The sequence below is a fragment of the Roseinatronobacter sp. genome (assembly GCF_051859525.1).
GTDB lineage: Bacteria > Pseudomonadota > Alphaproteobacteria > Rhodobacterales > Rhodobacteraceae > Roseinatronobacter.
This window is the reverse complement of sequence record NZ_JBHYFM010000012.1, coordinates 36435-61934: the sequence shown is the minus strand read 5'-3', so window position 1 is coordinate 61934 and position 25500 is coordinate 36435. Positions and strand designations below refer to the sequence as shown.

The 25500-nt window shown below is 59.9% G+C and carries 25 protein-coding genes; 8 read left to right on the top strand and 17 right to left on the bottom strand.

From position 1 onward, the window contains the following. Positions 1–13 precede the first annotated feature (13 nt). From sseA to ACTIE1_RS10860, 3 genes are read left to right on the top strand one after another with little or no spacing between them, the layout of a single operon-like run. On the top strand, positions 14–862 hold the full coding sequence (gene sseA, locus ACTIE1_RS10870) for a 3-mercaptopyruvate sulfurtransferase (RefSeq protein ID WP_439561208.1): 849 nt from the start codon (positions 14–16) through the stop codon (positions 860–862). Continuing rightward, complete coding sequence (locus ACTIE1_RS10865; RefSeq protein WP_439561209.1) at positions 859–1422, top strand: GNAT family N-acetyltransferase; 564 nt, start codon at positions 859–861, stop codon at positions 1420–1422. The genes sseA and ACTIE1_RS10865 overlap by 4 nt, the downstream gene beginning before the upstream one ends. 9 nt (positions 1423–1431) lie before the next feature. Then, a complete protein-coding gene (locus ACTIE1_RS10860; RefSeq protein ID WP_439561210.1) occupies positions 1432–2613 on the top strand; it encodes an aromatic amino acid transaminase in 1182 nt (393 codons plus the stop codon). On the opposite strand, the gene ACTIE1_RS10855 is transcribed toward ACTIE1_RS10860, so the two are convergent. The 5 genes from ACTIE1_RS10855 to glnH all read right to left on the bottom strand — a co-directional run bounded on the left by ACTIE1_RS10855 (position 2614) and on the right by glnH (position 6729). After that, positions 2614–3552 carry a MurR/RpiR family transcriptional regulator gene (locus tag ACTIE1_RS10855; RefSeq protein WP_439561211.1) on the bottom strand — a complete coding sequence of 313 codons (939 nt, stop codon included), beginning with the start codon at positions 3550–3552 and terminating at the stop codon, positions 2614–2616. It lies immediately after the preceding gene. Next, positions 3500–4528 carry a C45 family autoproteolytic acyltransferase/hydolase gene (locus tag ACTIE1_RS10850; protein WP_439561212.1) on the bottom strand — a complete coding sequence of 343 codons (1029 nt, stop codon included), beginning with the start codon at positions 4526–4528 and terminating at the stop codon, positions 3500–3502. The genes ACTIE1_RS10855 and ACTIE1_RS10850 overlap by 53 nt, the downstream gene beginning before the upstream one ends. Further along, positions 4521–5252, bottom strand: coding sequence for a glutamine ABC transporter ATP-binding protein GlnQ (glnQ, locus tag ACTIE1_RS10845; RefSeq protein ID WP_439561213.1), 732 nt, complete (start codon positions 5250–5252; stop codon positions 4521–4523). Before glnQ ends, ACTIE1_RS10850 begins: the two co-directional genes overlap by 8 nt. After that, positions 5249–5905 carry a glutamine ABC transporter permease GlnP gene (gene glnP / locus ACTIE1_RS10840; RefSeq protein ID WP_439561214.1) on the bottom strand — a complete coding sequence of 219 codons (657 nt, stop codon included), beginning with the start codon at positions 5903–5905 and terminating at the stop codon, positions 5249–5251. The genes glnQ and glnP overlap by 4 nt, the downstream gene beginning before the upstream one ends. A gap of 83 nt (positions 5906–5988) precedes the next feature. After that, complete coding sequence (gene glnH / locus ACTIE1_RS10835) at positions 5989–6729, bottom strand: glutamine ABC transporter substrate-binding protein GlnH (RefSeq protein WP_439561215.1); 741 nt, start codon at positions 6727–6729, stop codon at positions 5989–5991. Positions 6730–7108: 379 nt separating this feature from the next. Between glnH and msrP the strand changes: the two genes are divergently transcribed. The 3 genes from msrP to pcaQ all read left to right on the top strand — a co-directional run bounded on the left by msrP (position 7109) and on the right by pcaQ (position 9649). Then, on the top strand, positions 7109–8044 hold the full coding sequence (gene msrP, locus ACTIE1_RS10830; RefSeq protein ID WP_439561216.1) for a protein-methionine-sulfoxide reductase catalytic subunit MsrP: 936 nt from the start codon (positions 7109–7111) through the stop codon (positions 8042–8044). After that, on the top strand, positions 8041–8640 hold the full coding sequence (locus tag ACTIE1_RS10825) for a ferric reductase-like transmembrane domain-containing protein (protein ID WP_439561217.1): 600 nt from the start codon (positions 8041–8043) through the stop codon (positions 8638–8640). Before msrP ends, ACTIE1_RS10825 begins: the two co-directional genes overlap by 4 nt. Positions 8641–8728: 88 nt before the next feature. Next, positions 8729–9649: a pca operon transcription factor PcaQ gene (gene pcaQ / locus ACTIE1_RS10820; RefSeq protein ID WP_439561218.1), complete on the top strand. Its 921-nt coding sequence runs from the start codon at positions 8729–8731 to the stop codon at positions 9647–9649. 61 nt (positions 9650–9710) lie between these two features. On the opposite strand, the gene ACTIE1_RS10815 is transcribed toward pcaQ, so the two are convergent. The 12 genes from ACTIE1_RS10815 to ACTIE1_RS10760 form a co-directional block, all read right to left on the bottom strand. Then, on the bottom strand, positions 9711–11315 hold the full coding sequence (locus ACTIE1_RS10815; RefSeq protein ID WP_439561219.1) for an acyl-CoA dehydrogenase family protein: 1605 nt from the start codon (positions 11313–11315) through the stop codon (positions 9711–9713). A gap of 11 nt (positions 11316–11326) precedes the next feature. After that, complete coding sequence (locus ACTIE1_RS10810) at positions 11327–12094, bottom strand: SDR family NAD(P)-dependent oxidoreductase (protein WP_439561220.1); 768 nt, start codon at positions 12092–12094, stop codon at positions 11327–11329. 203 nt (positions 12095–12297) lie between these two features. Continuing rightward, the gene (locus tag ACTIE1_RS10805; protein WP_439561221.1) at positions 12298–13362 is read right to left on the bottom strand and encodes a BMP family ABC transporter substrate-binding protein; all 1065 of its coding nucleotides are present in this window, start codon (positions 13360–13362) and stop codon (positions 12298–12300) included. 36 nt (positions 13363–13398) lie between these two features. Further along, a complete protein-coding gene (locus tag ACTIE1_RS10800) occupies positions 13399–14331 on the bottom strand; it encodes an ABC transporter permease (RefSeq protein ID WP_439561222.1) in 933 nt (310 codons plus the stop codon). After that, positions 14328–15413 carry an ABC transporter permease gene (locus ACTIE1_RS10795; protein WP_439561223.1) on the bottom strand — a complete coding sequence of 362 codons (1086 nt, stop codon included), beginning with the start codon at positions 15411–15413 and terminating at the stop codon, positions 14328–14330. Before ACTIE1_RS10795 ends, ACTIE1_RS10800 begins: the two co-directional genes overlap by 4 nt. Next, entirely contained in the window at positions 15410–16936 is a 1527-nt protein-coding gene (locus ACTIE1_RS10790) for an ABC transporter ATP-binding protein (protein WP_439561224.1), read from the bottom strand. The genes ACTIE1_RS10795 and ACTIE1_RS10790 overlap by 4 nt, the downstream gene beginning before the upstream one ends. Before the next feature lie 160 nt (positions 16937–17096). After that, complete coding sequence (locus ACTIE1_RS10785) at positions 17097–17786, bottom strand: ABC transporter ATP-binding protein (protein ID WP_439561225.1); 690 nt, start codon at positions 17784–17786, stop codon at positions 17097–17099. Then, positions 17783–18538 carry an ABC transporter ATP-binding protein gene (locus tag ACTIE1_RS10780; RefSeq protein ID WP_439561226.1) on the bottom strand — a complete coding sequence of 252 codons (756 nt, stop codon included), beginning with the start codon at positions 18536–18538 and terminating at the stop codon, positions 17783–17785. Before ACTIE1_RS10780 ends, ACTIE1_RS10785 begins: the two co-directional genes overlap by 4 nt. Continuing rightward, positions 18531–19508, bottom strand: coding sequence for a branched-chain amino acid ABC transporter permease (locus ACTIE1_RS10775; protein ID WP_439561227.1), 978 nt, complete (start codon positions 19506–19508; stop codon positions 18531–18533). The genes ACTIE1_RS10780 and ACTIE1_RS10775 overlap by 8 nt, the downstream gene beginning before the upstream one ends. Continuing rightward, positions 19501–20418 (bottom strand): branched-chain amino acid ABC transporter permease, encoded by a 918-nt coding sequence (locus tag ACTIE1_RS10770; protein ID WP_439561228.1) that lies wholly within the window; start codon positions 20416–20418, stop codon positions 19501–19503. The genes ACTIE1_RS10775 and ACTIE1_RS10770 overlap by 8 nt, the downstream gene beginning before the upstream one ends. 60 nt (positions 20419–20478) lie before the next feature. After that, the gene (locus ACTIE1_RS10765) at positions 20479–21621 is read right to left on the bottom strand and encodes an ABC transporter substrate-binding protein (RefSeq protein WP_439561229.1); all 1143 of its coding nucleotides are present in this window, start codon (positions 21619–21621) and stop codon (positions 20479–20481) included. Between the two features lie 106 nt (positions 21622–21727). Beyond that, positions 21728–22561, bottom strand: a complete 834-nt coding sequence (locus ACTIE1_RS10760; RefSeq protein ID WP_439561230.1) for an alpha/beta hydrolase — start codon at positions 22559–22561, stop codon at positions 21728–21730. Between the two features lie 260 nt (positions 22562–22821). Between ACTIE1_RS10760 and ACTIE1_RS10755 the strand changes: the two genes are divergently transcribed. Both ACTIE1_RS10755 and ACTIE1_RS10750 read left to right on the top strand, forming a co-directional pair. Next, entirely contained in the window at positions 22822–24495 is a 1674-nt protein-coding gene (locus ACTIE1_RS10755) for a cation:proton antiporter (RefSeq protein ID WP_439561231.1), read from the top strand. Positions 24496–24576: 81 nt separating this feature from the next. Next, entirely contained in the window at positions 24577–25500 is a 924-nt protein-coding gene (locus tag ACTIE1_RS10750) for a DMT family transporter (RefSeq protein WP_439561232.1), read from the top strand.

Genomic DNA, 25500 nt, shown 5'->3' with positions numbered 1-25500 from the left:
CTTGGGGGATTTCATGACCGATGATCCGAAAACGCGTGTGTCAACCGACTGGCTTGCCGCGCATCTGAATGACCCTGACCTGCGCATTCTGGATGCAAGCTGGTATATGCCCGCACAAAACCGCAATGCCCGCGCGGAATATGATGCAGGCCATATTCCGGGTGCCCGTTTTTTTGACATCGACGATATCAGCGACCACCGCTCCGCACTGCCGCATATGGCGCCCCCGGTCGAGAAATTCATGTCACGCCTGCGGGCCATGGGCGTTGGCGATGGCCATCAGGTGGTGATCTATGACGGTGCGGGGCTGTTTTCGGCCGCGCGGGTCTGGTGGCTGTTCCGGCTGATGGGCAAAACAGACGTGGCCATTCTGGATGGCGGCTTTCCCAAATGGCAGGCCGAGGGCCGCGAGGTTGAAGATCTGCCCCCCCTTCTGCGCGAACGCCATATGACCGTGCAACGGCAGGCCCATCTGGTCAAGGATGTGTCCCAAGTCGCGGCTGCCGTGAAACTGGGCGACTGGCAGATCGTGGATGCCCGTTCCCCCGAACGCTTCAGAGGCGATGCGCCCGAACCCCGCGAAGGGCTGCGCGCGGGCCATATGCCCGGCGCGTTGAACCTGCCGTTTTCCAACCTGCTGAACGCTGATGGCACCCTGAAAAGCGGTGATGCCTTGCGCGCGGCCTTCACAGACGCAGGTGTCGATCTGGAACGCCCCGTCATCACGACCTGCGGATCGGGTGTTACTGCGGCCGTGCTAAGTCTGGGGCTGGAAATACTGGGCCACCGCAATCATGCCCTTTATGACGGGTCATGGACCGAATGGGGCATGTTTCCCGACCTGAAGGTCGAAACCGGATGACAAGGTCATACCGCGCAGGCGACACTGTGCCTTATACTGTCACATTTCTGGAAATGACCGCGCGGCCCGTCTATACGTGGCCCCATACCCCGAACGGGATGTCAGGCGCCTTGCTGAAGGCAGAACAACCGCCAGTGTGGTATTTCCGCGCGCTATATGACGCTGTGGGGCGCGATTATGCGTGGACAGACATTCATGCCAGCGAAGATGACGATATCGCCGATTGGCTGAATTCGCCCGATGTTGCGCTGTATTCCCTGATTGACAAGGGCTGGCCGCAGGGCTTTTTTCTGCTGGACTGGCGCGAGGGGACGGCCTGCGAGTTGTGCTATTTCGGGCTTGTTCCCGAAAGTGTTGGCCGCGGTCTGGGCGCGTGGATGCTGCGCACCGCCATCCTGACCGCGTGGGAGCGTGAGGGCGTGAACAAGCTGACTGTCAACACCTGCACGCTGGACCACCCGCGCGCTCTGAACCAATACCAGAAATACGGTTTCACCCCTGTCCGGCAAGAAAACCGCACACGCGTTCTGGTCCGTGACTGGTCCCCTGCTGCAACCTAAGGTGCCTTGATGTTTGAAACCCTGCCACAGCCCAAACTTGACGGCATCATCGCCCTGATGCAGGCATTTGCGGATGATCCCCGCATGGGCAAGATTGATCTGGGCGTCGGTGTCTACCGCGATGAGGCAGGCCGCACCCCTGTGATGCAGGCTGTCAAACAGGCCGAATCGCATATCGTCGCAACGCAGGAAAGCAAGACATATCTGTCACTGGCCGGTGACGTGGCCTTTCTTGACGCCATGGAAGGGTTGCTGCTGGGCGGGGCCGTGCCGAAGGCACGCGTGGCCGCTGTTGGCACACCGGGTGGCACAACGGCAGTGCGCCAGATTGCCGAACTGATACGCCGTGCCAAGGATAATGCAACCATCTGGATCAGCGCACAGACATGGCCGAACCATGCGCCGCTGATCGCTGCGGCGGGCCTGAAATCGCGCCCGTACCGCTATCAGGACGCAGCCACAGGGTTGCTGGACCGTGACGGCATGTTCGCCGATATCGCGCAGGCGGCGGCGGGGGATGTGGTTTTGCTGCATGGCTGCTGCCACAACCCCACCGGCATTGACCTGAGCGTGCAGGACTGGGCCGAGATTGGCGCATTGCTGGAACGCACGGGCGCAGTGCCGTTTGTCGATATGGCCTATCAGGGCTTTGGCGAGGGGCTGGACGCCGATGCGGGCGGGTTGCGCCATCTGGCCGCCCGCCTGCCCGAAGTGCTGGTTGCCGCCAGTTGTTCCAAGAATTTCGGCCTGTACCGCGAACGCGTGGGGCTGGCGATGGCCATTGTGCCAGAAGCAGACAAGTCGAAGCTGGCAGGCGCGCTGGCAGGTCTGAACCGCCAGAATTTCGCCTTTCCGCCCGACCATGGCGGGCGCGTTGTCAGCACCATTCTGAACGACGACACATTGAAACATGTTTGGAAAACCGAATTGGAGGAAATGCGCAAGCGGGTCAGTGACAACCGCCACGCCCTTGCCGCAGCATTGCGCGAAGAAACCGCATCTGACCGTTTTGACGCGATCGCGCGGCAACAAGGCATGTTTTCCCTGCTGCCGGTCACGCCCGAACAGGTGGAGTGTCTGCGCGCCGATCATGGCATCTATATGCTGTGGGACGGGCGCACCAATATGGCGGGGCTGAACAGCCAGACAGTGCCGGTTCTGGCGCAGGCCATCGCACAGGTCACGGCCTGACTACAGCTCTATCCCCAACCGGCCGATCATGCGGTCGCGTTCCGCCAAGGCGGCCTTGGCGGCCTTGGGGTCAATTGCGGCACAACTGTTGATCAGACATTCTGCGGCCAGCACGAAGGTTGACAGCGAATTTGACAGGAAACTGGTTTCATGCGGGACCAGCAATGCCGCCTTGGACGCCATGATCAATGGCGAATCCGCGCGGTCGGTGATGGCAACAACCGAAACCGGCTTGTCGACTGCCGCGCGCGCCACTTCGACAACCTGCCGCGAATAGGGGGCGCAACTGGAAATGACCAGCACGTCCTGCGGTCCCATGGATGCAATACCTTCGGCCACGCCCAGCGCGTTTGAATCCAGCAAATGCACATCTGACCGGATCATGCGCAACCCGTAAACCAGAAAACTGGCAAAGGCATGAAACTGACGTATTCCATACACCATGACGCGCGGCGCGCCCGCAATCAGTGCAGTGGCATGGCGAAACTGGCTTTGGTCGCACATGTCCAGAAACCGGTCGATATTGGCCTGACTTTCACGGCACAGCGCGGCCACCCCGTTCAGGCCGGACCCGTCCCCCCCACGCAACGCTGTTTCCGCCTGACGGCTGTAAAACGACCCCGGCGCGGACATTGAGGCATTCAGCAACACCTGCTGAAACGCCCCGAACCCCGAATACCCCAGATTGCGTGCAAGCCGCGTCAGCGTGGACGGGTTCACCCCTAGCCTGTCTGCAAGACTGGTAATCGACAACAAGGCCGGATCGCCTTGCAGGTCCAGTATACGCGCCAGCGCTTCACGCGCTTTGGGTCCAAGCGTTATGTTGCCTTCGCCCTTGGCGATGCGCAGCATCAATTCGCGCAGCGCCGCCACTGTTCGCGGGGGCTTAGCTGGCGCGCGTTCCACCGGCGTGGACTGGCTGTTTTGATCGTTGGTCATGGATTTCCCAGCTTAGACCATCCTTTTCAACCTGAATGATGGCTGTGGCAAGGGTGTTTTCATGGTCAGGATCATCAGGCATGCTGCGATGGATCGGCAGCCCCTTGCCGCCACTGTCGCGCAATATCGCCAGGGCGTCGCGCGCGCCGCCATCAATCAGCCAGGTCGCGCGCGCCTGCCGGTCGGCAGATGATCGGGTAACGCACTGACCATGTGGCAGGTCCAGATACAGCGCATGATTGGCATGCGCAGACGGGGTGTCAATCTGGCGGTGCACCGCGGCCCCGCCGCCAAACTCTATGCTATGGATCACCCCGTCACCCGCTTGCGCCAGCGTGAAGTGAAACCCGCCACACTGGTTTTCACGCATCAGCAAATCAAGTGCGTCGCCCACGCTGCGGCACGCCAGCACCGCGCGCCCCACGACCATACGCGGAATCTGCGGCGCGACATTGCGCAAACGCAGATTATTGACCGCCTGCGCCAGTCCCGCGCCCGTCATGGCAAATGTATGGCCCGGAATGGACCCCGGATAGCACACAGCGGTAAATTCCGGCGCATCCAACGGCGCGGCGTGGACCACGAAGGCATGCCCGCGGAATTCCGGCAGGCCATCTTCGTTATGGGCGATCACCGGCACGTCACCGGGAAACTGGACCGTGGTGCAGCCATCAGGCACATTGGACATCAGATCACCGCGACAGTTCCACGCCATCACTTGCCTGAACGGCAGGCCCAGCCCGTCGGCAAGGCCCTGCAACTCCTGATATATCCATGGGAAACGGGCCTTGGTGCTGCTGGCCATGCGCTCGACCGCGTCATCATACCGATCACTGGTCACAGCCGCCCAATAGTCCAGCGGGCGCAGCACATCATGCACGGCATCGCGGCCGGCCCGCCCCAGTGCGTGGCCCATGTCATGCGGGGCCCCTGCGACACGCACCGCGCGCAATTCGGACGATGCATGCTCAGACATGCTGTAGAAAATCCTTCATCCGGTCATTGGGCGGCGTGTCGATCACCTCTCTCGGGTGGCCATCCACGGCGATCTTGCCGTGCTCCATGAAAATCAGGCGCGTGCCGACCTGTTTGGCAAAACCCATTTCATGGGTAACAACCACCATGGTCATGCCTTCGGCAGCAAGGGTGCGCATGACATTCAGAACCTCTTGCTTCAGTTCGGGGTCCAGCGCGGATGTCGGTTCATCAAACAACATGACCTTGGGTTTGATCGCCAAGGCACGCGCAATGGCCACGCGTTGTTGTTGCCCGCCGGACAATTCTGACGGTTCGTGATCTGCCTTATCGGCCAGCCCGACCTTGGCCAGCAATTCGCGGGCCAGATCGCGGGCGTCCTTGCGGCTAAGGCCGCGCACTTCCTGCGGGCCGAATGCCACGTTTTGCAAGGCGGTCATTTGCGGGAACAGATTGAACTGCTGAAAGACCATACCCGCTTCCTGCCGGATTTCACGCAAGACCTTGTTGCCGCCCAACACACTCATGCCGTTGATTATCAGGTCCCCGCCGGTGATCTGCTCCAAGCCGTTGATGCAGCGCAATAGCGTCGACTTGCCGGAACCGGACGGGCCAATCAGGACGACCACTTCACCCTTGTGAATCTCCAGATCGACTTCGTCCAGAACCTTCAGCGGGCCGAAATGCTTGGAGACATTGCGAAATTGAATGATTGCGTCGGTCATAGGATCCTCATGCGTTTTTCAATCATCCGCAGCATCAGCGACAGTACACCTGTCATGATCAGATACATCACGGCAACGGCAGTCCAGATTTCAACCGCGCGGAAATTCGCGGCCATGATCTCCTGCCCTGTGCGTGTCAACTCGCCCACGCCGATGACGATGAACAAGGATGTGTCCTTCAGGCTGACGATGAACTGGTTGCCCAAGGGCGGAATCAGGCGGCGGAACGCCAGCGGGCCGACAATGTATCGAATGACCTTCCAGCGCGGCAAGCCAATGGCCAGCCCTGCTTCGGTCAACCCCTTGGAAATGGACAGCACCGCCCCGCGCACGATTTCGGCGATATAGGCACCCGCGTTGATAACAATCGCAAGAACCGCAGTGGTCATCGGGTCAATACGGATCGAGGCAAGAACCGGCAGCGCAAAATACAAAAACATCACCTGCACGACAATCGGCGTGCCGCGAATGACTTCGATATACACAAACGCAATCGCATTGATCACGGCATTGCCATAGGCGCGCATCAGCCCCGCAATCGCCCCAAGGACAACCCCGCCCAACAGGCCGACAACGGTGATATGCACCGTAACCTGCGCGCCTTTTAGAAGTTGCGGGATGAAATCCCATATAATCAGCCAGTTGACTTCCATAATCTGCCCCCGATTGGTTGGCCCGTCAGGTGTGGCGGGGCCTGCGCAAGTCACGCCCCGCCAACATCATCATGCATGCAAAATCAGTTACTCGGTGGCGTGGTGCCAAACCATTTCATGTAGATTTCGTCATAGCGGCCATCTTCGCGCATATTGGCCAGCACCTGATTGACCGGTTCGACCAGATCCGACCCTTTGGGAAAGCCGATACCGTATTGATGGGCCATCATCTGCTCGCCCACGGCCTTGACCTGCCCGTCACCCGCAGTCGCGATGTAATAAAGCACATTGGGGGTGTCATGCATGGCGGCATCCACGCGGCCGGTGCGCAGTTCCAGATAGGCGTTGTCGATATTGGGGAACAGGCGCAGTTCGGTGTCGGTAAAATTCTCGCGGGCGTAATCAGCCGCAGATGTGCCTGTGCGCACGGCCAGCGTTTTGCCAGCCAGATCAGCCGAGCTTTCGATATCGCTGTCGGCGGGTACCATGATCAGGAAACCGCTGTCGTAATACCCGTCCGAGAAGTCGATGACCTCTGCGCGGTCGTCGCGGATGGTGATACCTGCCAGCGCCACGTCAACCTGTCCGGTCTGAAGGCCGGGGATGATGCCGTTGAAATCCATCGGGCGCAGGTCGAATTCAAGGTCGAGTTCTTCTGCAATCATGGTCCACATGTCGATATCAAAACCGACATACTCGCCGTCTTGCATGAATTCGAACGGAACAAAGGCGGTGTCGGTCGCAACCACCAGTTTATTTGCGGATGCCGCAGTGGCACCGAAGGCAAAAACCGCAGCAGCGGCCATAGTCAGGATAGTCTTCATGTCGTTTTCCCTGCGTGCTTGTGTTGCAATTTTTTCATGCTTTTATAATACATGATGCAAATATATTTGCATACTTCCGTTGATCGGGCAAGAACTTTTGCGGTATCGCGCAGACATGCGCTGGCAGCCACGCAAATCAACCAACATAAATACTTGTTTTTAATTACTTTTCTTGCCGAGATCCGGAGCGCAGAAGAAACCTGCCCGTGCAAATTGCGATAAAGTGACCTACGGGCTTGACCCAGATCAAACATCTTGTCCCCTGATCGTGCGAAGGTGGGCGCGCGCGGCATCAGACTACGGCATTGGCACTACGCGCACCGCGCGCCATGCCCCCAGCATCACCCGACCGGCCGTTCCGCGCGCAAGGAACCGTTACATGCCCAAATTCAGCTACCCTATCCCGCCCGCATCCGAAATCACCCCGAAAGCCACCTTTCTGAACAGGCGCGCAGTCGTCGCGGGTCTGACGGCGGGGCTGGCTGCCGGTCTGGCTGGCTGGTCGCGCACCGCGCGGGCACAATCCCTGCCGGATTTCACATCTGGCCCCTATTCCACCGATGAAGACCTGACCACCAAAGAGGTCGCGACCGGATATTGCAATTTTTTCGAGTTTGGCCCCGCCAAGGACGACCCCGCGCAAAATGCACATATGTTGCAGACTGATCCTTGGTCCATCATGATCGACGGGCTGGTTGACACCCCCGGCCCCATCGACATGGACGACATCCTGTCACGCTTTGCGCTGCAAGAACGCATCTACCGGCTACGCTGTGTCGAGGCGTGGTCAATGGTCATCCCGTGGATCGGTTTCCCACTGGCGGATTTGTTGGCCTATGCAGGGGTCCAATCCGGTGCGCGCTATGTGCAGTTCGAATCCTTCGATGATGTTTCGATCATGCCGCAGCGCGCGCGATCCTTGCTGGACTGGCCCTATACCGAAGCGCTGCGGCTGGACGAAGCAACACACCCGCTGACGATTCTGGCCGTTGGCATGTATGGCGAGGCGATGCCAAACCAGAACGGCGCGCCCATACGGCTGGTGGTGCCATGGAAATACGGGTTCAAATCCATCAAATCCATCAAGCGCATCACCCTGACAGACAGCCAGCCCATGCCCACATGGCATGCGAAATCACCGCGCGAATATGGGTTCTATGCCAATGTGAACCCGGGCGTGCGCCACCCCCGCTGGCATCAGGCCACGGAACGGCGCCTGCATGACGGAACCCGCATCAGAACCGAAATGTTCAACGGCTATGGGGAACTTGTCGCGGACATGTATGCGGGTATGGATCTGGAACAGCACTATTGAAACCCGCGGCACCCCTGACAGCACTGATACGCTGGTCCGTGTGGCCGGGCTGCGCGGCACCGGGGGCGTGGCTGTACTGGCAATGGCAGGGCGGCAATCTGGGCGTTGTGCCTGCCGAAGCCCTTTTGCACCAGACAGGCCGGTTTGCGCTGTTGATGTTGATGGCCACCCTTGCGCTGGGGTTTGCGCATTTCCTGACGAACTGGCGCGCGCTATTCGCCGCGCGCCGCCCGCTGGGCGTATGGACATTCATCTATGCGCTGGCACATGCCTGCATATGGCTGTTTCTGGATCAGGGCGGATTCATCGAATTTGCCGCAGACGAGTTGCGCAAGATGATGCATTTGCAGCTTGGGCTGGCGGCACTGTTGCTGATGCTGCCGCTGGCCCTGACATCGGTGGATGCCGCGCCGCGCATACTTGGCTTTCCAGTGTGGAAAAAACTGCATCTTCTGGTCTGGCCCACAGCCTTCATTGCCATCTTGCATGCATGGGTGGTGTCGCGCTTTGAAAACCCGTTGGTGATTGCGTTGACCGCGCTTACCGTGTTTTTCATGGCCAGCCGCATCTATGCCCGCATCCGCTACGGGCGTTAGGACAATCATTCGGGCGGGCGTGCTTTGCAACAGCGGGCGAACCGCGCTACAGATCAGTTTGCCGACATCACAACACCAAGGCCACATTATGGATCCACGTCTGCGCCTGCGCCATTTGCGGTGTTTTCTGGAAACCGCGCGGCTGGAAAGCCTGAGTGCGGCCGCCAGCGCATTGCGCGTGTCCCAGCCAGCGGCATCAAAAACCATCCGCGAGCTGGAGGACATTCTTGGTGTTTCACTGTTTGACCGAACAGGGCGCAGGCTTGCGCTGACACCGTCCGGCAAGCTGTTCCAGCAACATGCAGGCGGGGCCATGCTGGCGCTGGAACGCGCGCAACGCCTTGCGCGGGGCGCGCCGGAACGTGTCACAAAACTGGTCGTCGGCATTCTGCCCACTGTGGCAACCGATGTATTTCCGCGCGCGGCGCTGGCCTTTCACGATAGCATGCCGAATTGCACCTTGCGCGTGTCCACGGGGCCAAACTGGTTGTTGCTGTCGCAACTGCGCGAAGGGTCACTGGATCTGACGATTGGTCGCATGCCCAACCCCGAACAGATGACAGGGCTGGCGTTCCAGCAGCTTTATGCGGAACAGGTGGTGCTTGTGGTGCGCCCCGACCATCCGCTGACCCGAACAGGCGCCGTGCCCGAGAATTTGGGGAGTTTCCCGCTTTTGCTGCCGCCAAGCGGCGCTGTCATCGCCCCTGCGGTGCAATCCTATTTGCTAAGCATAGGCTTGCAGCACCAGCCTGCCGCTTTTGAAAGTGTCTCGCTGGCTTTCGGGCGTAAGGTGGTGCAATTGTCAGATGCCGTCTGGTTCATCTCGGCCGGTGTTGTGGATGATGAAATCAAACAGGGCAGCTTATGCGCGCTGGAACTGGGCACCAGTCTTATGGCCGGACCAGTGGGTATTTGCACCCGCGCGGATACCCCCCCGACCCCTGAAAGCAGCGCAATGATCCGCGCCTTGCACGATGTGCTTGAGGTGCAGGGCGCGGGGTCTGGCTAGCGCATGGCGCGCAATCACGGGGATTGGAACGGCAGGGCCGGGTCGTTCGGGGCTACAGCAGTCATTGGGCATTGGCCGCCAGTTCCGCCATAACGCGCGCTTGCGCCGTCAGATGACTAACTTGCCCGGGCAGCAAGGCGCAGCGTTCCCTGGCAAGCGCCTGCATACGCGAAGGGGCAGAATCGGAGCCGCGAACCCGCACCCAGAAGCCCAGATCAGCCAGTGCAATACTCACCTGCATGAAAATATGTGCCAACTCTCTCGGCGCGGCGCGGGTTACATCCCGTAGATCCGTCCACTCCTGCAAGGCATTTCGCAGGCAGCAGGCGTTCTGCGCATCTGCGATCTGGTCAATCCAAGCCGCGAACGCATCCGCCTGCGCCCCGCCATCATAGGACAATCCGCGCGTGGCAATGGTCGTTGCATGAATACCGTTGGTTCCTTCATAGATCGCGCAGATGCGCGCATCGCGGTAGGTCTGTTCAACGCGGTATTCGTGTAAATAGCCATAACCGCCCAGAACCTGCATGGCCAGTTCCGCCGCCTGTGTTCCAGCATCCGAACCGCACACCTTGGCCATGGGGGTCAGAAAATCCGCCAAGGGCTGGTTGCCCGTCTCAAGCGCCACCAAGGCGCTGTGACTGATTGCGCGCGCGGACAGGGCCAGCGCGTCGGCACGGTCGATCATGCGGCGCACATCGGCATGCCGGTCCAGTGTGACGGGTTGCCCGTCAGCCCCGCGCCCCTGCACCCGATCCGCCGCATAGGCCGACGCAACGGCATAGGCCCGCGTGGCATGCGCCACGCCTTGCAAGGCAACATCAAGGCGCGCATGGTTCATCAAGGTGAACATGGCGGCCAGCCCTTGCCCCGGCGCGCCAATCAATTCGCCCTGCGCGCCGTCAAACGCCATCTGGCATGTCGGCGAGGCATGCAAGCCCATCTTTTCCTCTATCCGGGTGACGGTGACCGCGTTGCGCGCGCCCCCGTCCAGCACGGCGGGACAGGCAAACAGGCTAAGCCCCTTCACCCCCTCAGGCCCGGTCCGCGCCAGAACCAGATGCAGGATATTGTCACTCAGGTTATGGTCCCCGCCGGAGATAAAGATCTTCTCGCCGGTGATCTGCCAGCTTTGCCCCGCACCCTCGGCCTTTGTGCGAATGGCCGACAAATCAGACCCTGCGCCCGGTTCCGTCAGGCACATCGTTGCCAGCCAGTCGCCCGACACCAAGGGCGGAATGAAGCGCGCCTTTTGATCGTCGGTGCCATATTGCATCAGCAGACGGACAGCCCCCGGAACCAGCCCTGTGACCATCTGCAGCGAATGGCACGCCCCCGAAAATATTTCCGAAATCGCGGCATGGACCGCGCCCCCCATGCCCTGCCCGCCAAATTCTTCGGGCGCACTTAGCCCTTGCCAGCCCCCGCAGGCCAGTTCCCGAAACACCGCATCAAACCCGTCAGGCATAACAACGCGCCCGTTTTGCAAACGGCACCCCTGTTTGTCACCCGCTTCATCCAGCGGCGCAATGCGCCCTTGGGCAAATGCCGCGAAATGCTGCACAATCTCGGCGGTCAGGTCGCGGTCCCAGTCCGGAATGCCGGATGCACCTGCAAATTCCAGTGACCACAGGATATCATCAACAGGGGCTGAAAACGGAAGCATGCAGAATGTCCTTACTTGGGGGCCAGACGAACGGCACTGTCCAGACGGATCACCTCGCCATTCAGGATCGGGTTCTCGACGATTTGCTGGACCAGCATCGCAAATTCATCAGGGTGACCAAGGCGCTGCGGGAAGGGCAGGCTTGATTCCAGCGATGCGCGGATTTCCGGCGTCAGTCCCGCGCTCATGCCCGTTTCAAACAGGCCCGGCGCAACAGCCATGACCCGAATGCCGGAGCGCGCCAGTTCACGCGCGGCAGGCAAGGTCAGGGACGCCACGCCGCCCTTGGACGCGGCATAGGCCGCCTGCCCGATCTGCCCGTCCTGCCATGCAACCGATGTGGTGTTGACGATCACACCGCGTGCACCATCGCTGTCAACGGGGTCCATGGCGGCCATCCCCTTCGCGGCATGCGACAACACGATATAGGTGCCCAGCAGATTTACACGCAGCGTGCGTTCAAACAATGCAATCGGCAGGTCACCATCGCGCGGCAATATGCGCGACGCAGTGCCAATGCCCGCGCAATTCACAACGATGCGCGGGGCCGCACCAAACGCGGCCTGCGTTGCGTCAAAGGCTGCGGCGACGCTGGCAGTATCGGACACATCGGCGTCCAGTGCCAGCCCGTCAATGTCAGTCGCAACACTGCTTGCGGCGTCCATGCTGCGGTCAAGCACCGCGACCCTTGCCCCTGCCGCAGCCAGCCTGCGCGCGGTCGCCGCGCCCAGACCGCTGCCACCACCCGTGACCAACGCGATTGTATTCAGAATGTCCATTGCACCCCCAAGACCTGCCCAAAGCCAAAAAAGTGACAGATCCGGCCCGTGACCCGAAAAGAACGTCACCTAATTAACTGTTACCTACAGTAACTATCAGCGGGGCAAGTTTCACGCAATACCAATCCGTTCGAAACGGGATCAGGCACAAAAAAGGCCCCCGACATTCCATCGGGGGCCTGAAGCTGTAATCTTGTGTCAGATCAGTTCGGAATCTCTGCGGTGATCCCTTCGACATAGAAATCCATGGTCAGCAGGTCACCATCAGATGCAACTTCGCCATCGGCCAGCCATGCGCTGCCATCCTGACGGTTGATCGGGCCGGTGAAGGGGTGGTATTCGCCTGCCGCAATGGCTTCGATCATGCCTTCTGCTTCGGCGCGCACATCTTCGGGGATCAGCTCGCTCATGGGTGCGAAACCGACCATGCCGTCAACAATACCATGCCAAACATCGCCCGCTTCCCAGGTGCCGTCGATCACGGCCTGAACACGTTCAATGTAATATGGCGCCCACACATCCAGAATGCCGGTCAAATGCGCCTCTGGTGCGAAGGCCGACATATCGGACGCCTGACCGAATGCAAAAATACCTGCATCCTGCGCGACAGTCAGCGGCGCGGTGGAATCGGTATGCTGCATAATGATATCTGCACCCTGTTCAATCAGCGCTTCAGCGGCGGCAGCTTCTTGTGCAGGGTCATACCAGCTATAGGCCCACACGACATTGAATTCCACATCAGGGTTCACGGCCTTGGCGTGCAGATAGGCCGAATTGATACCCATGATCACTTCGGGGATGGGGAAGGACGCGATATAGCCGATCCGGTTGGTCTGGGTCATCTTGCCCGCAATATGGCCAATAACCGCACGCCCTTCGTAGAAACGCGCGTTATACAGGCTGACATTGTCGGTTTCCTGAATATAGCCGGTCGCATGCTCGAACTTCACATCTGGAAAGCGTGCGGCAACCGTATTCATATCGGGGCCATACCCGAAAGAGGTTGCGAAAATAAGGTCGGTGCCCGACAGCGCCATCTGCGTCATCACGCGTTCAGCATCTGCACCATAATCGACGTTCTCGACATAGGTTGTCTCGATCGCGTCACCGAATTCTTCCTCAAGCGCAAGACGCGCCACATCATGTGTATAGGTCCAGCCATGGTCACCCACCGGACCGATATAGACAAAACCGACCTTGGTGGTATCGGCAAAAGCAGGCAGGGCAAGGGTTGCGCCCAGCACTGTGGCGGTCAGAAGTTTTTTCATTCTCGGGATCTCCCTGTTGGCAGCAAAGTTATAACCTCAGTTAGAGGCGTGGAAAGGCCGGTTCAGCGATCCGGGGGCATTCAGGCTCCCGCGTGCCTTGCCGGAGGAAATGATGACCAGCACAGCGATGGTTATCAGGTAGGGCGACATTGACAAGTACTCCACGGGGATTCGCACACCGGCTGCCTGCAAATTCAACTGTAGCACGACCACACCGCCAAAAAGATACGCCCCCGCCATGGCCCGCCATGGCCGCCAGCTTGCGAACACAACCAGCGCCAGTGCAATCCAGCCCGCGCCCACGGTCATGCCTTCGGTCCATTGCGGCACGCGGATCAGCGACAGATACGCGCCCCCCAGCCCCGCACAAGCGCCCCCGAACATGATGGCCAGCACCCGCACGCGCTTGACATGATACCCCAACGCATGCGCCGCGTCATGGTTTTCCCCCACCGCCCGCAAGATCATACCCGCACGGCTGTATTTCAGGAACCACCAGACCGCAGCGACCAGCGCAATGGTCAGGTAAACCACGATGTCATGTGTAAACACGGCGCGCCCCACAAACGGAATATCCGACAGCACCCCCAGATCCAGTTTCGGGGTGCGTGGCGGGGTGATGCCCACATACTTTTGCCCGATCAGCGCAGACAACCCCAATCCGAACAATGTCAGCGCAAGCCCCGAGGCCACCTGATTGGTCATCAGCGCCTGTGTCAGCAACGCAAAGACCAGCGACAGGGCCATCCCGCCCAATGCAGCGCCGATGAACCCCAGAAGCGGGCTGCCCGAGTTCACCGCCACGATGAACCCCGTCACAGCCCCGATGATCATCATCCCTTCGACGCCCAGATTCAGGACGCCCGCCTTCTCGACCACCAATTCGCCGATGGCTGCCAGCAGAATAGGCGTCGCGGCCACCATCAGGGCAGCCAGCAAAACGGCCGGATTGATTGATCCCAATATCATGCCCGCGCCCCCCGCGTCAGCCGTAGCCGGTAATTCGTCTGGAAATCCAGCGCCAGCAGGAAAAACAACAACATCCCCTGAAAAACCTGAATCGCCGCGCCGGGCAGTTGCAGCATCATCTGGCCCAACTCGCCCCCGATATAGGTCAGGCCCAGCAGCAACCCAGCCAGCACAATGCCCAGCGGGTTCAACCGCCCAAGAAAGGCCACGATGATCGCGGTAAACCCGTATCCGGTGGCAAATTCAATGCGCACCTGCCCACCGGGACCAGAGACTTCGAACATACCGGCAAGCCCTGCAAGCGCCCCTGAAATGCCCAGACACACAATGACCAGACGCGCAGGGGCCACACCGGCAAACCGCGCGGCCCTTGGGGCCTGACCGGCCAGCTTGACATGAAAACCCAGCATATGCCGCGTCATCATCACATAGGCAAAGATGACCGCAATCAACGCCGCGACCACCCCCCAATGAACGCCGGTATTGGCAAACAGTTCGGCGTTATGCGCGGCATCATAGCGGCGCAAATCGCGCGAGCCGGGAAAACCTGCAATATCGGGATTGCGCATCAGGCCCAGCGCCATGGCCGCCAGAATCTTCTCGGCGACATAGACCAGCAGCAGCGATACAAGAATTTCGTTGGTGTTGAACCGCGTTTTCAGAATGGCCGGTATCATCGCCCATAAAAACCCGCCAAACGCGCCCGCAAGCACCATCAGCGGGAAAATATACCACCCCGGCGCAGGAAAGAAGGCCAGCGCGACACCTGCCCCGAACAGCGCGCCCATGATATACTGCCCTTCTGCGCCAATATTCCAGATATTCGCCTTGAAGCCTATGGCCAGCCCCACAGCAATCAGGATCAGGGGCGCGGATTTTATAAGCAGTTGCGGGCGCGAATAGCTGCCGAATGTCTCCGAGAAGATCGGGTCGAAGAAAATCAGGCGGATGGCGACCAACGGATCCTTGCCCAGCATCGCAAACATGACCGCCCCCGCGACCATCGTAAGCGCGACGGCCAGAAACGGGTTGGCAATGCGCCAGAATTTCGACGGTTCTTTGCGTTTTTCCAGCCGGATCATGCGCTTGCCTCATGTGCGACATGCATATCGCCTGCGCCCCCCATCATCAGCCCGATATCTTCAACACTCAGCCCTTTGGCGGGGCGCGTCTCGGACAGGCGCCCTTCATTCAGGGCCGCAAACCTGTCGGAAATTTCCAGCAGTTCATCCAGATCCTGACTGATGACCAGCACCCCTGCCCCCTTGCCCGCCAGATCCAGAAGCGCCTGCCGGATGGTGGACGCCGCCGCCGCATCCACGCCCCATGTCGGCTGGTTCACGATGATCACATCGGGGTCCAGTTCAATTTCGCGGCCAATGACGAATTTCTGCAAGTTCCCGCCCGACAAGGCCCGCGCCAGAACATGCGGCCCCGGCGTGCGCACATCAAAACGCGCGATGATGTCACGCGCGAAAGCATCGGATTTGCGCCAGTCAATGAACCCCTGCCAGGCAAGCCCCTTGCGACGTGCTGCCGACAGCAGCGCGTTTTCCGTCAAACTCATATCCGGCGCGGCAGCATGTCCAAGGCGTTCTTCAGGCGCGGCAACAAGCCCGCGCGCGCGCCGCCCGTTCGGCCCCAGATGCCCGACAGGCTGGCCCTTCAGCTTCACCTGCGCGGACGGGGCGGGCAGTTCGCCCGACAGCATCAACAGCAGTTCATCCTGACCATTGCCCGCCACACCTGCAATTCCCAGCACCTCGCCCTTGCGCAGGCTGAAGGTGATATTCTTCAAGGATGTGCCAAATGGATTGTTGGACGCAAGCGACAGGTTGTCCACTTCCAGCACAATATCGCCCTTGGGCTTGGCGGGGCGTTCGGGCGGGGTCAGCAGTTGCCCGACCATAAGTTCTGCCAACTCGCGCGCCGTTCTCTCGCGCGGGTCACAGGTGGCGACCTTGCGCCCGCCGCGCAAAATCGTTGCTTCGTCACACAGTGCCCGAATTTCCTCCAGCTTGTGCGAGATATACAGAATCGCCGTCCCTTCGGCAGCAAGTTTGCGCAATGTCAGAAACAGGATATCCACTTCCTGCGGGGTCAGAACCGATGTCGGCTCATCCATGATCAGCAGCTTGGGATCTTGCAACAGGCAACGCACGATCTCAACGCGCTGCCGCTCGCCTGCCGACAACTCGCCCACCCAGCGTGCAGGGTCAAGCGGCAGGCCGTATTCTTCCGACACATCACGGATGCGCCGTGCCAGATCACGCAGGGGGGGCGGGTTTTCCATGCCCAACGCCACGTTTTCGGCCACGTCCAGCGCGTCAAACAGGCTGAAATGCTGAAAAACCATGGCGACGCCATTGCGCCGCGCCTGCGATGGCTGTGCGGGCGCGAAGGGCTGCCCGCGCAAGGTCATTTGCCCTTTGTCAGGTTTGACAAGGCCATAGATCATTTTGACAAGGGTGGATTTACCCGCACCGTTTTCGCCCAGAAGCGCGTGCATCTGCCCTTCGCCAATATCGAAGGAAACATCATCATTGGCAACAACGCCCGGATAAGCCTTGGTTAGCCCCTCAAGCTGCAGCAAAGGCACGCGCATTGCCAGTCTCTCCTTCCCGTGTTGGCGGAATGCGTGTTCCCGCATTTTCCGTAGTCAAAGCAAAGCGGCAAGTCCGGGACGAGGCAAGTGCAAACTATGCTACATCTGTCGAAACTGCTTCAATGCTACATATATAATCAACGGGGCACGCCCTGCCGGCTCACACCCCCAGATAGGCTTGCTGGATGTCTGCATCCAACCCTTCGGGATGCCCTTGCCAGACGACGCGGCCACGGTCAAGAATAACGCAGCTATCCGCAAATGGCAGAATTTCCGACAAGGTTTTGTCAACCAGCAGGATGGACAGCCCTTCGGTGCGCAGCCGCGTGATTGCCGCCCATATTTCACGGCGGATAACGGGGGCCAGCCCTTCGGTCGCCTCGTCAAGGATCAACAAACGCGGGTTTGTCATTAATGCGCGCCCGATCGCCAGCATTTGCTGTTCCCCCCCCGACAGACTGATCGCATATTGATCCCTGCGTTCCTGAAGGCGCGGGAACATTTGCTGGACACGCTCTAAGGTCCAGTATCCGCTGCGCGCAGCCGCAATCAGGTTTTCGTGCACCGTCAGGTTCGGAAAGCACCGCCGCCCTTCGGGCACCAGCCCAATGCCCAGACGTGCAGCGCGAAAGGATGGCCATGCACTGATATCCTGGCCCGCAAAAACAACCCGCCCCTTGCGCAAGGGCAGCAGACGGCAGGCGGCGGAAATGGTGGTTGTTTTGCCCATGCCATTGCGCCCCATCAGCGCAACCGCCTGCCCTTCATCCACCTGCAACGACACCGCGTCCAGCGCTTGCGATGCGCCGTAGAATACATTCAGCCCGTCCAGTTGCAAAAGCGCGCTCACAGCTCTGCCTCCTCCCCCAGATAGGCGGCGCGCACGGCAGGGTTCGCGCGGATTTCGTCAACAGGGCCGGTGGCGATGATACGGCCATAGACAAGCACCGAAATGCGGTCTGCCAGCTTGAACACCGCATCCATGTCATGTTCCACCAGCAAGATCGGCGCCTGCTGCTTCAGGTCTTGCAAAAAGGTGATCAACCGCGCGGTACCCTCCAGCCCCAGCCCTGCCATCGGTTCATCCAGCAAGAAACATTGCGGCTTCAGCGCAAGTGCGACCGCGATTTCCAGCAACCGTCGTTCACCATGGCTTAGGAATGCCGCCTCGACCGAGGCACGCGCATCCAGCCCCACGCGCGCCAGAATATCATGCGCGGCCCTCCGCAAACCACGATCAAACGCAACCGGACGGATGAACCGGTAGCTGTGCCCCTCTCTCGCCTGAAGGGCCAGCATAACATTGCGCCGCGCCGAATACTCCGCGATCAGGGACGACACCTGAAAACTGCGTGCCAGCCCCAGACGGGCACGTCTGGCCATGGACAGGCGCGTGATATCCTGACCGGCCAGCCATACACTGCCCGCATCAGGCGCAATCTGGCCCGCGATAAGCCCCATAAGCGTGGATTTGCCCGCACCATTGGGACCAATCAGCGCATGAATCTCGCCCCGCTTCAGTGTCAATGATACATCGTCGGTGGCCTTCAGCGCGCCAAAGCTGCGGCACAGGCCGCGCAGGCCCAGAACCGGATTATCCATGCCGCGCCCGCCCTGCTATCAGCCCGATCAGCCCGCCACGCGCAAACAGCACAACTGCCAGCAGAACCAGACCCAACCACAGCTTCCAATGCTCGGTCAGGCCGCCGAAAAATACCTCGAACCCGACCAGAATGGCCGCGCCCGCAACAGGGCCGAACAGCCGGCCAACCCCGCCCAGAATGATGATAACGATCAATTCGCCCGACATCGTCCATGCCATCATCGCCGGACTGACGAAACGCGTCAAATCTGCCATCATAGCGCCCGCAAGTCCGGTCAACATGCCCGACAGCACAAACGCGGTCAGCTTGATACCGAAGGGCGAAATTCCGATTGCGGCGGCGCGGTCAGGGTTTTGCCGGATGGCCATAAGCGCCGCACCAAACCGCGCCTCGCGCAGCAGGGCAAAGACCAGCAGCGCCAGCATCAACACGCCATAGGCGATGATGAATAAGTCCCATGGCCGGTTGGTGTTCAGCCCCGGGAACTGGTTGCGCATGAAAATCGGCAGGCCATCCTCGCCGCCATATGCGGGCCATGACAGCGCAAAGAAAAAACCCATCTGCGCGAAGGCCAGCGTAATCATAATGAAGAAAATGCCCGATGTGCGCAGCGACAACGCCCCCACAACGCCCGCGACCGCCCCCGACAGCAGCATGGCCAGCGCCCAGATCGGCAGCATCTGGTTGGTGCCGGACAGCCCCAGAACGGGCGTGCCATTGAACGCATGATGTGCTGCAATTCCCGCGACATAGCCGCCAATGCCCAAATACAGCGCATGGCCAAACGACACCATGCCCCCCAGCCCCAGCGCAATATTCAGCCCAACGGCGGCAATCGCCAGAATGGCCACGCGCGTGGCAAGGGTAATGATGAACGGCTCACCCGCCACCCATGCCCAAAGCGGCACGGCAAACAGCGCCAGCGCCAGCAAGGCGTTCAATACCCATTCCTTGTGCGTGTCATCCATGTGCGGGGAACAGTCCTTTGGGCCGGAAAATCAGGATCAGCGCCATCAACAGGTAAATCAGCATCGACGCCAGCGCAGCCCCCACCCCCATGGCCTGCGATGTGTCCATAAACAGGGCAAAGACGCGCGGCAGCAGGAAGCGCCCCATCGTGTCAATCACCCCCACCAGCAGCGCACCGACCATCGCCCCCTTGATGGACCCGATCCCGCCGATCACAATCACGACGAAGGCAAGGATCAACACAGGTTCCCCCATCCCCACCTGCACCGACTGGATAGCCCCCACAAGCGCACCCGCCAGCCCAGCCAGCGCGGCCCCAAGCGCGAAAACCACAGTATACAGCACGCGGATATTGACCCCCAGCGCAGCAATCATTTCGCGGTCCGATTCACCGGCGCGAATACGAATGCCCAGTCGGGTTTTCGCAATCAGCGCCCACAGGCCGATCGCCACGGCCAACCCGAAGCCAATCAGCGCCAGACGATAGAGCGAATAATCAACAACCCCCAGACTGACCGTGCCGCGCAGCGCATCCGGCACGTTCAGATATAAGGGGAAGGGGCCGAACACCATGCGCACCCCTTCGGACAGGATCAGTATCAATGCGAATGTGGCCAGAACCTGATCCAGATGGTCGCGGTCATACAGCCTGCGGATTACAACCATCTCGATCAATGCGCCTGCGGCAGCCGCCGCCGCAATACCGGCCCCCAATCCCAGCCAGAAATTGCCCGTCGCACCGGCAACCGCTGCGCACAGGAACGCACCGATCATATACAAAGACCCATGCGCCAGATTGATCAGCCCCATGACCCCGAATACCAGTGTCAGGCCAGCTGACATAAGAAACAGCATCAGCCCGAATTGCACACCGTTGAGCAGTTGCTCGAGCATCAGCGCGAGTGTCATGGAAAGCCTTTTGCAAGTGGGCAAAGGGCCCCGACCGGCATCGGGGTCCTGTTGCAGCCGTTACATAGCGCAGTTTTCACCGTGCACGTCAGAATGCGCTTCAAAGGCGGTGCCAATGATGCGGTTGGTGATCTCGCCATCAACCTCGATGACTTCGCGGATATAGACGCGCTGGATCGGATGCTGGTTCGGTCCCCATGCAAACTTACCGCGCACGGAGTCGAACTCCGCCTCCAGCAGGGCTTGGCGGAAGGCAGCACGATCGCTGACATCCGCCTTGGCGGCCGCAGACAGGATCAGGTTGGCCGTATCAAACCCCTGACTGGCGTAAAGCGACGGAATCCGCCCGAATTCCGCACGAAAGGCCGCGACAAATTCCTGATTGGCGTCGTTGTCCAGATCGGGTGACCACTGGCTTGCATTGAACACGCCCAGCGCGGCGGCGCCGACAGCGGGCAACATGTCCTGACTGAATGTAAACGCTGCCGAAACAATCGGCAGGTCAAGGCCGGATTGTTCGTATTGACGCATGAAACTGATGCCCATGCCACCGGGCAGGAAAATGAAAATCGAATCCGCACCAGAGGCCCTGATCTGTGCTATTTCCGCGGCATAATCCGTCTGGCCCACTTGCGTGAACAGTTCACCCGCCAGTTCCCCGTCATAGTAGCGCTTGAACCCGTTCAGCGCATCCGTGCCTGCGGGATAATTCGGGGCCATGATGAATGTGTTTTCATAACCCAGCTCATTGGCATAGGCCCCGGCCCCTTCGTGCAGCATGTCGTTTTGCCACGCGACATTAAAGTAATTGGGGTGACAATTCGCGCCCGCCAGTGCGGACGGGCCGGCATTCGGCGACAGATAAAGGATATCCTGCGCCACAGCAGACGGCACCACGGCCATCGCAAGGTTCGACCAGATGATGCCGGTCAGGATGTCCACACGTTCTGACTGGATCATGCGTTCGGCGATCTGCACAGCCAGTTCGGGGCGCTGCGCATCATCTTCAATCACCAGCCGGATATTATGGTCACCGGCCATGTCCAGCGCCAGTTGGAACCCGTCGCGCACATCGACACCCAAACCCGCGCCACCGCCCGAAAGCGTCGTGATCATGCCGACACTGACCGTGTCCGCCTGCGCGACCGACGCAGCCCCCAGCGCCAGCGTTGCGGCAAGCGCCGCGCGTTGAATTCCCTTCATCTGTCCCCATCTCCCTGATTTTGTGTTCTTTGACGACAATCTTGCGCAAGGTTTCGGGAAAGTAAAGTTCCACGGCCGTATTGATACAATTTCACCTGCCCCGCCATTATTCATCGGGCAGTTGCAGCAGGGCGCGGGTCAGCATGCTGTCCGCAGTTTCAAGCCCGTCAATAACATTGAAATGGTGCGCCCCCTCGGCCACGACCAGACGTACGGGCGTTCCACATTGCGCCCATGCTTCGCGCAAAAGTGCGGATTGGCGCAAGAATTCCGGCCGTTCATGCCCGCCGACCCAAGCGGTGACCGCGACATCCCCCAACGGGCGCAGCAGCGCCGCGCTTTCGCTGTGCGCAATCTGTTCCGTTATGCCCAATGTGGCATTCATGGCCGTCAGGCGCAGCGGCCGCAGATCATGCAGGCCGGAAATCGATACAACGTGATGCAGGCGCGTGCGCAACGCGGGCGGCAGGGGCGAGCCTTCGCATATCATGCGCGTCACCAGATGGCCGCCTGCGGAATGCCCTGCCAGCATGACCGGACCCGAGGCATGTTGCGCAGCCGCTGAAATGGCGCGGCCGATCTGGTCTGTCATCTGGTCAAGGCGGGCGTCGGGTGCAAGCGTATATTGCACCACCGCCACGGCCCAACCATGCGCCAGCGGCCCTTGCGCAAGGTGGGACCACCATGTCCTGTCAAACGCCATCCAGTAGCCGCCATGCACGAAGACAACCAACCCTTTGGGCGGGGTATGCACCGGCAGGAACAGGTCAAACACCTCTCGCGGGTGGGGGCCGTAAGGAATATTCAGGCGGGCACCCTGCGCAGTGTCACGAAACAGTTGCGCCGCACTGGCCCACGCATCCGGATACCCGTCACCACGCGGAATATAGGGACGGTTTGCAAATGCATCATCCCAGTCGATACCTGCGTGCTCATGCATGCCCTATCCTCTTCTTGCCATACAAAAATATACGTCCGGCACGCTACCGCGAAGCCGTCAGGCAGCACAAGCCTTGGGGATCACCGGTCACCGGCCAATTGGGGCGCAATGTGGCAACTATTGTGCTGGCAGCACTTGCCCCCATGACCTGTTGAACCTTCAACCGGAAGCCGCTACGCTTTCTTTTCCCTTTTTTCCATTATGCGCTCGAACGCATCCTTGCCCTGATAAAATTCCTTGCCCCACAGGACACTTCCTTCATGGACACCAGCTTTGCCTCGATCTTCTATGAAATAGCCATGCTTGTGCTGCTTGCCGCTGTCATGGGCTTTTTCGGCCTGCTGGCGCGGCAGCCATTGGTCGTGGCGTTTATTGCAGTTGGCGTGCTGGCAGGGCCGGATGCCTTGGGTCTGGTGTCATCCACCGATTTTATCGAAACCCTTAGCCAGATTTCCATTGCCGTGCTGCTGTTTCTGGTTGGCCTGAAACTGGACCTTAGCCTTGTGCGCAATCTGGGCAAGGTTGCAGTGGCCACGGGGCTTGGGCAGGTGACGTTTACAGCGTTTTTCGGGTTCCTGATTTGCCTTGCCCTTGGGCTGGATCCGGTGACGTCGCTGTATATTGCAATCGCGCTGACGTTTTCATCCACGATTATCATCGTCAAGCTGTTGTCAGATAAGCAGGAAATCGGCGCGTTGCACGGCAAGATCGCCCTGGGGTTCCTGATTGTGCAGGATATTTTTGTTGTCCTTGCCATGGTAACGCTGTCCGCCCTTGGTGTCGGCATGGGCGACGAGGCGGGCTCGATCGCGGATATTGCGCTTGTCTTCGTGGGCGGTGCGGGCATGGTCGCATTTGTGGTGCTGTTCATCCGCTACGCTGCCGAGCCGCTTTTGAACCTGATTTCCCGATCACCGGAGTTGATGGTCATTTTTGCCGTGGGCTGGGCGGCCAGCCTTGCAGCGGCAGGTGACATGCTGGGCTTCGGCAAGGAATTGGGCGGCTTGCTGGCGGGGGTTTCGCTGGCGTCGACGCAATACCGCGAAGCGATAAGTTCCCGCCTTGCCAGTCTGCGTGATTTCCTGCTGCTGTTTTTCTTTATCAATCTGGGCGCGTCGCTGGACCTGTCTACGCTGGGCGACCAGATCGGACCGGCCATCGTGCTGTCGCTGTTTGTGCTGATCGGCAACCCGCTGATCGTTCTGGCGATCATGGGCTATATGGGCTACCGTAAACGCACCGGGTTTCTGGCCGGTCTGACTGTGGCGCAAATATCCGAGTTTTCGCTTATTTTCATGGCGATGGGGATCACCATCGGCCATGTCGGGCAAGATGCGATGGGGCTGGTCACCCTTGTGGGGCTGGTGACCATAGCGCTATCCGTCTACATGATCACATGGTCGCACAAACTGTTCGAGATTTGTGAACCCTGGCTGGGCATATTCGAGCGGCGCAATGCCCACCGCGAAACCGAGGACACCGAAGGCGGCGACCTGGACCGGAATTATGATTTCGTGATTTTTGGCCTTGGGCGCTATGGCTGCCGTATCGGCCAGCGCCTGCACGAACAGGGTTTCAAGGTTCTGGGCATTGATTTTGACCCCGAAGCCTTGACCAACTGGCGCAAAATGGGCCTGTCCGCAGCCTTCGGCGATGCAACTGACCCGGAATTTGTCGCGCATCTGGACCTTGGTGCCGTTCGGGCAGTTGTTTCGGCGGTCCCGCGCGAACGCGGCAGCCTGACAGAGGCAGACCCGCAACTTGCGTTGCTGCATGGCCTGAAATCCGCCAACTACACCGGCAAGGTATTTCTGTCGGTCCAGCAAATGGCAGAAGCCGACGATCTGCTGCAACGCGGGGCAAGCGTTATTCTGAAGCCCTTTGATGATGCCGCGGATTACGCTGTGCGACAACTGACCAAAGCAGAATCCTGACCTGCTGTGCAAGCCGTGGCGCGGGTCGGCACCCCGCCCATTTTCCTTGTCAGCACCGGCGCAGCGTGCAAGATATTGCACATGCTAAATACCCCTGTCCCATCCCGCCCGCTGCTTGGCATTTTCTGGATGCTGGTAACCGGCGTTTGTTTTGTCGCGGTCACCGCATTGGTCAAATATCTGGGCGATGACATGCCTGCCGCACAATCGGCATTTCTGCGCTATGCGCTGGGGCTGATCTTTCTGCTGCCAATGCTGCCCTCCCTGCGCGCCCTGACCATGACACGCCAGAACATGACCGCATTCACACTGCGCGGTTTCCTGCACGCCCTTGGCGTGATCCTGTGGTTCTATGCCATGACGCGCATTCCACTGGCGGAAGTGACGGCCATGAACTACCTGTCGCCCATATATGTCACCTTGGGCGCGGCGCTGTTTCTGGGTGAAAAACTGGCCATGCGGCGCATATTGGCCGTGCTGGTTGCATTTGTGGGGGCGCTGATCATCCTGCGGCCCGGCCTGCGCGAAGTGTCCAGCGGGCATGTTGCCATGATCGGCACGGCCATCCTGTTTGCAATATCCTATCTGATGGCGAAACGCATGTCGGGGCAGGTCAATGCCGCCGTTGTCGTGGGCATGCTGTCCATCACGGTCACTGTGTTTCTGGCACCGTTTGCATGGGCTGTCTGGGTGCCGCCGACATGGACCCAGATCTTCTGGCTGTTTTGGGTCGCGGCCTTTGCGACCGGCGGACATTTCGCCATGACACTGGCATTCGCCGCAGCGCCTATAACCGTGACACAGCCGGTCACATTCCTGCAGCTTGTCTGGGCTGTGCTGTTGGGGGCGCTGGCCTTCGGCGAGGCGGTGGACCTGTTCGTGATCCTTGGGGGCGGCGTGATCATGGGGTCGGTGCTGTTTATCACCTTGCGCGAGGCACAGTTACGCCAGCAAGCCAGTCGCGCAATCCGCACGCCCGCCCCACCCGGGACAGGCGTGCAATAA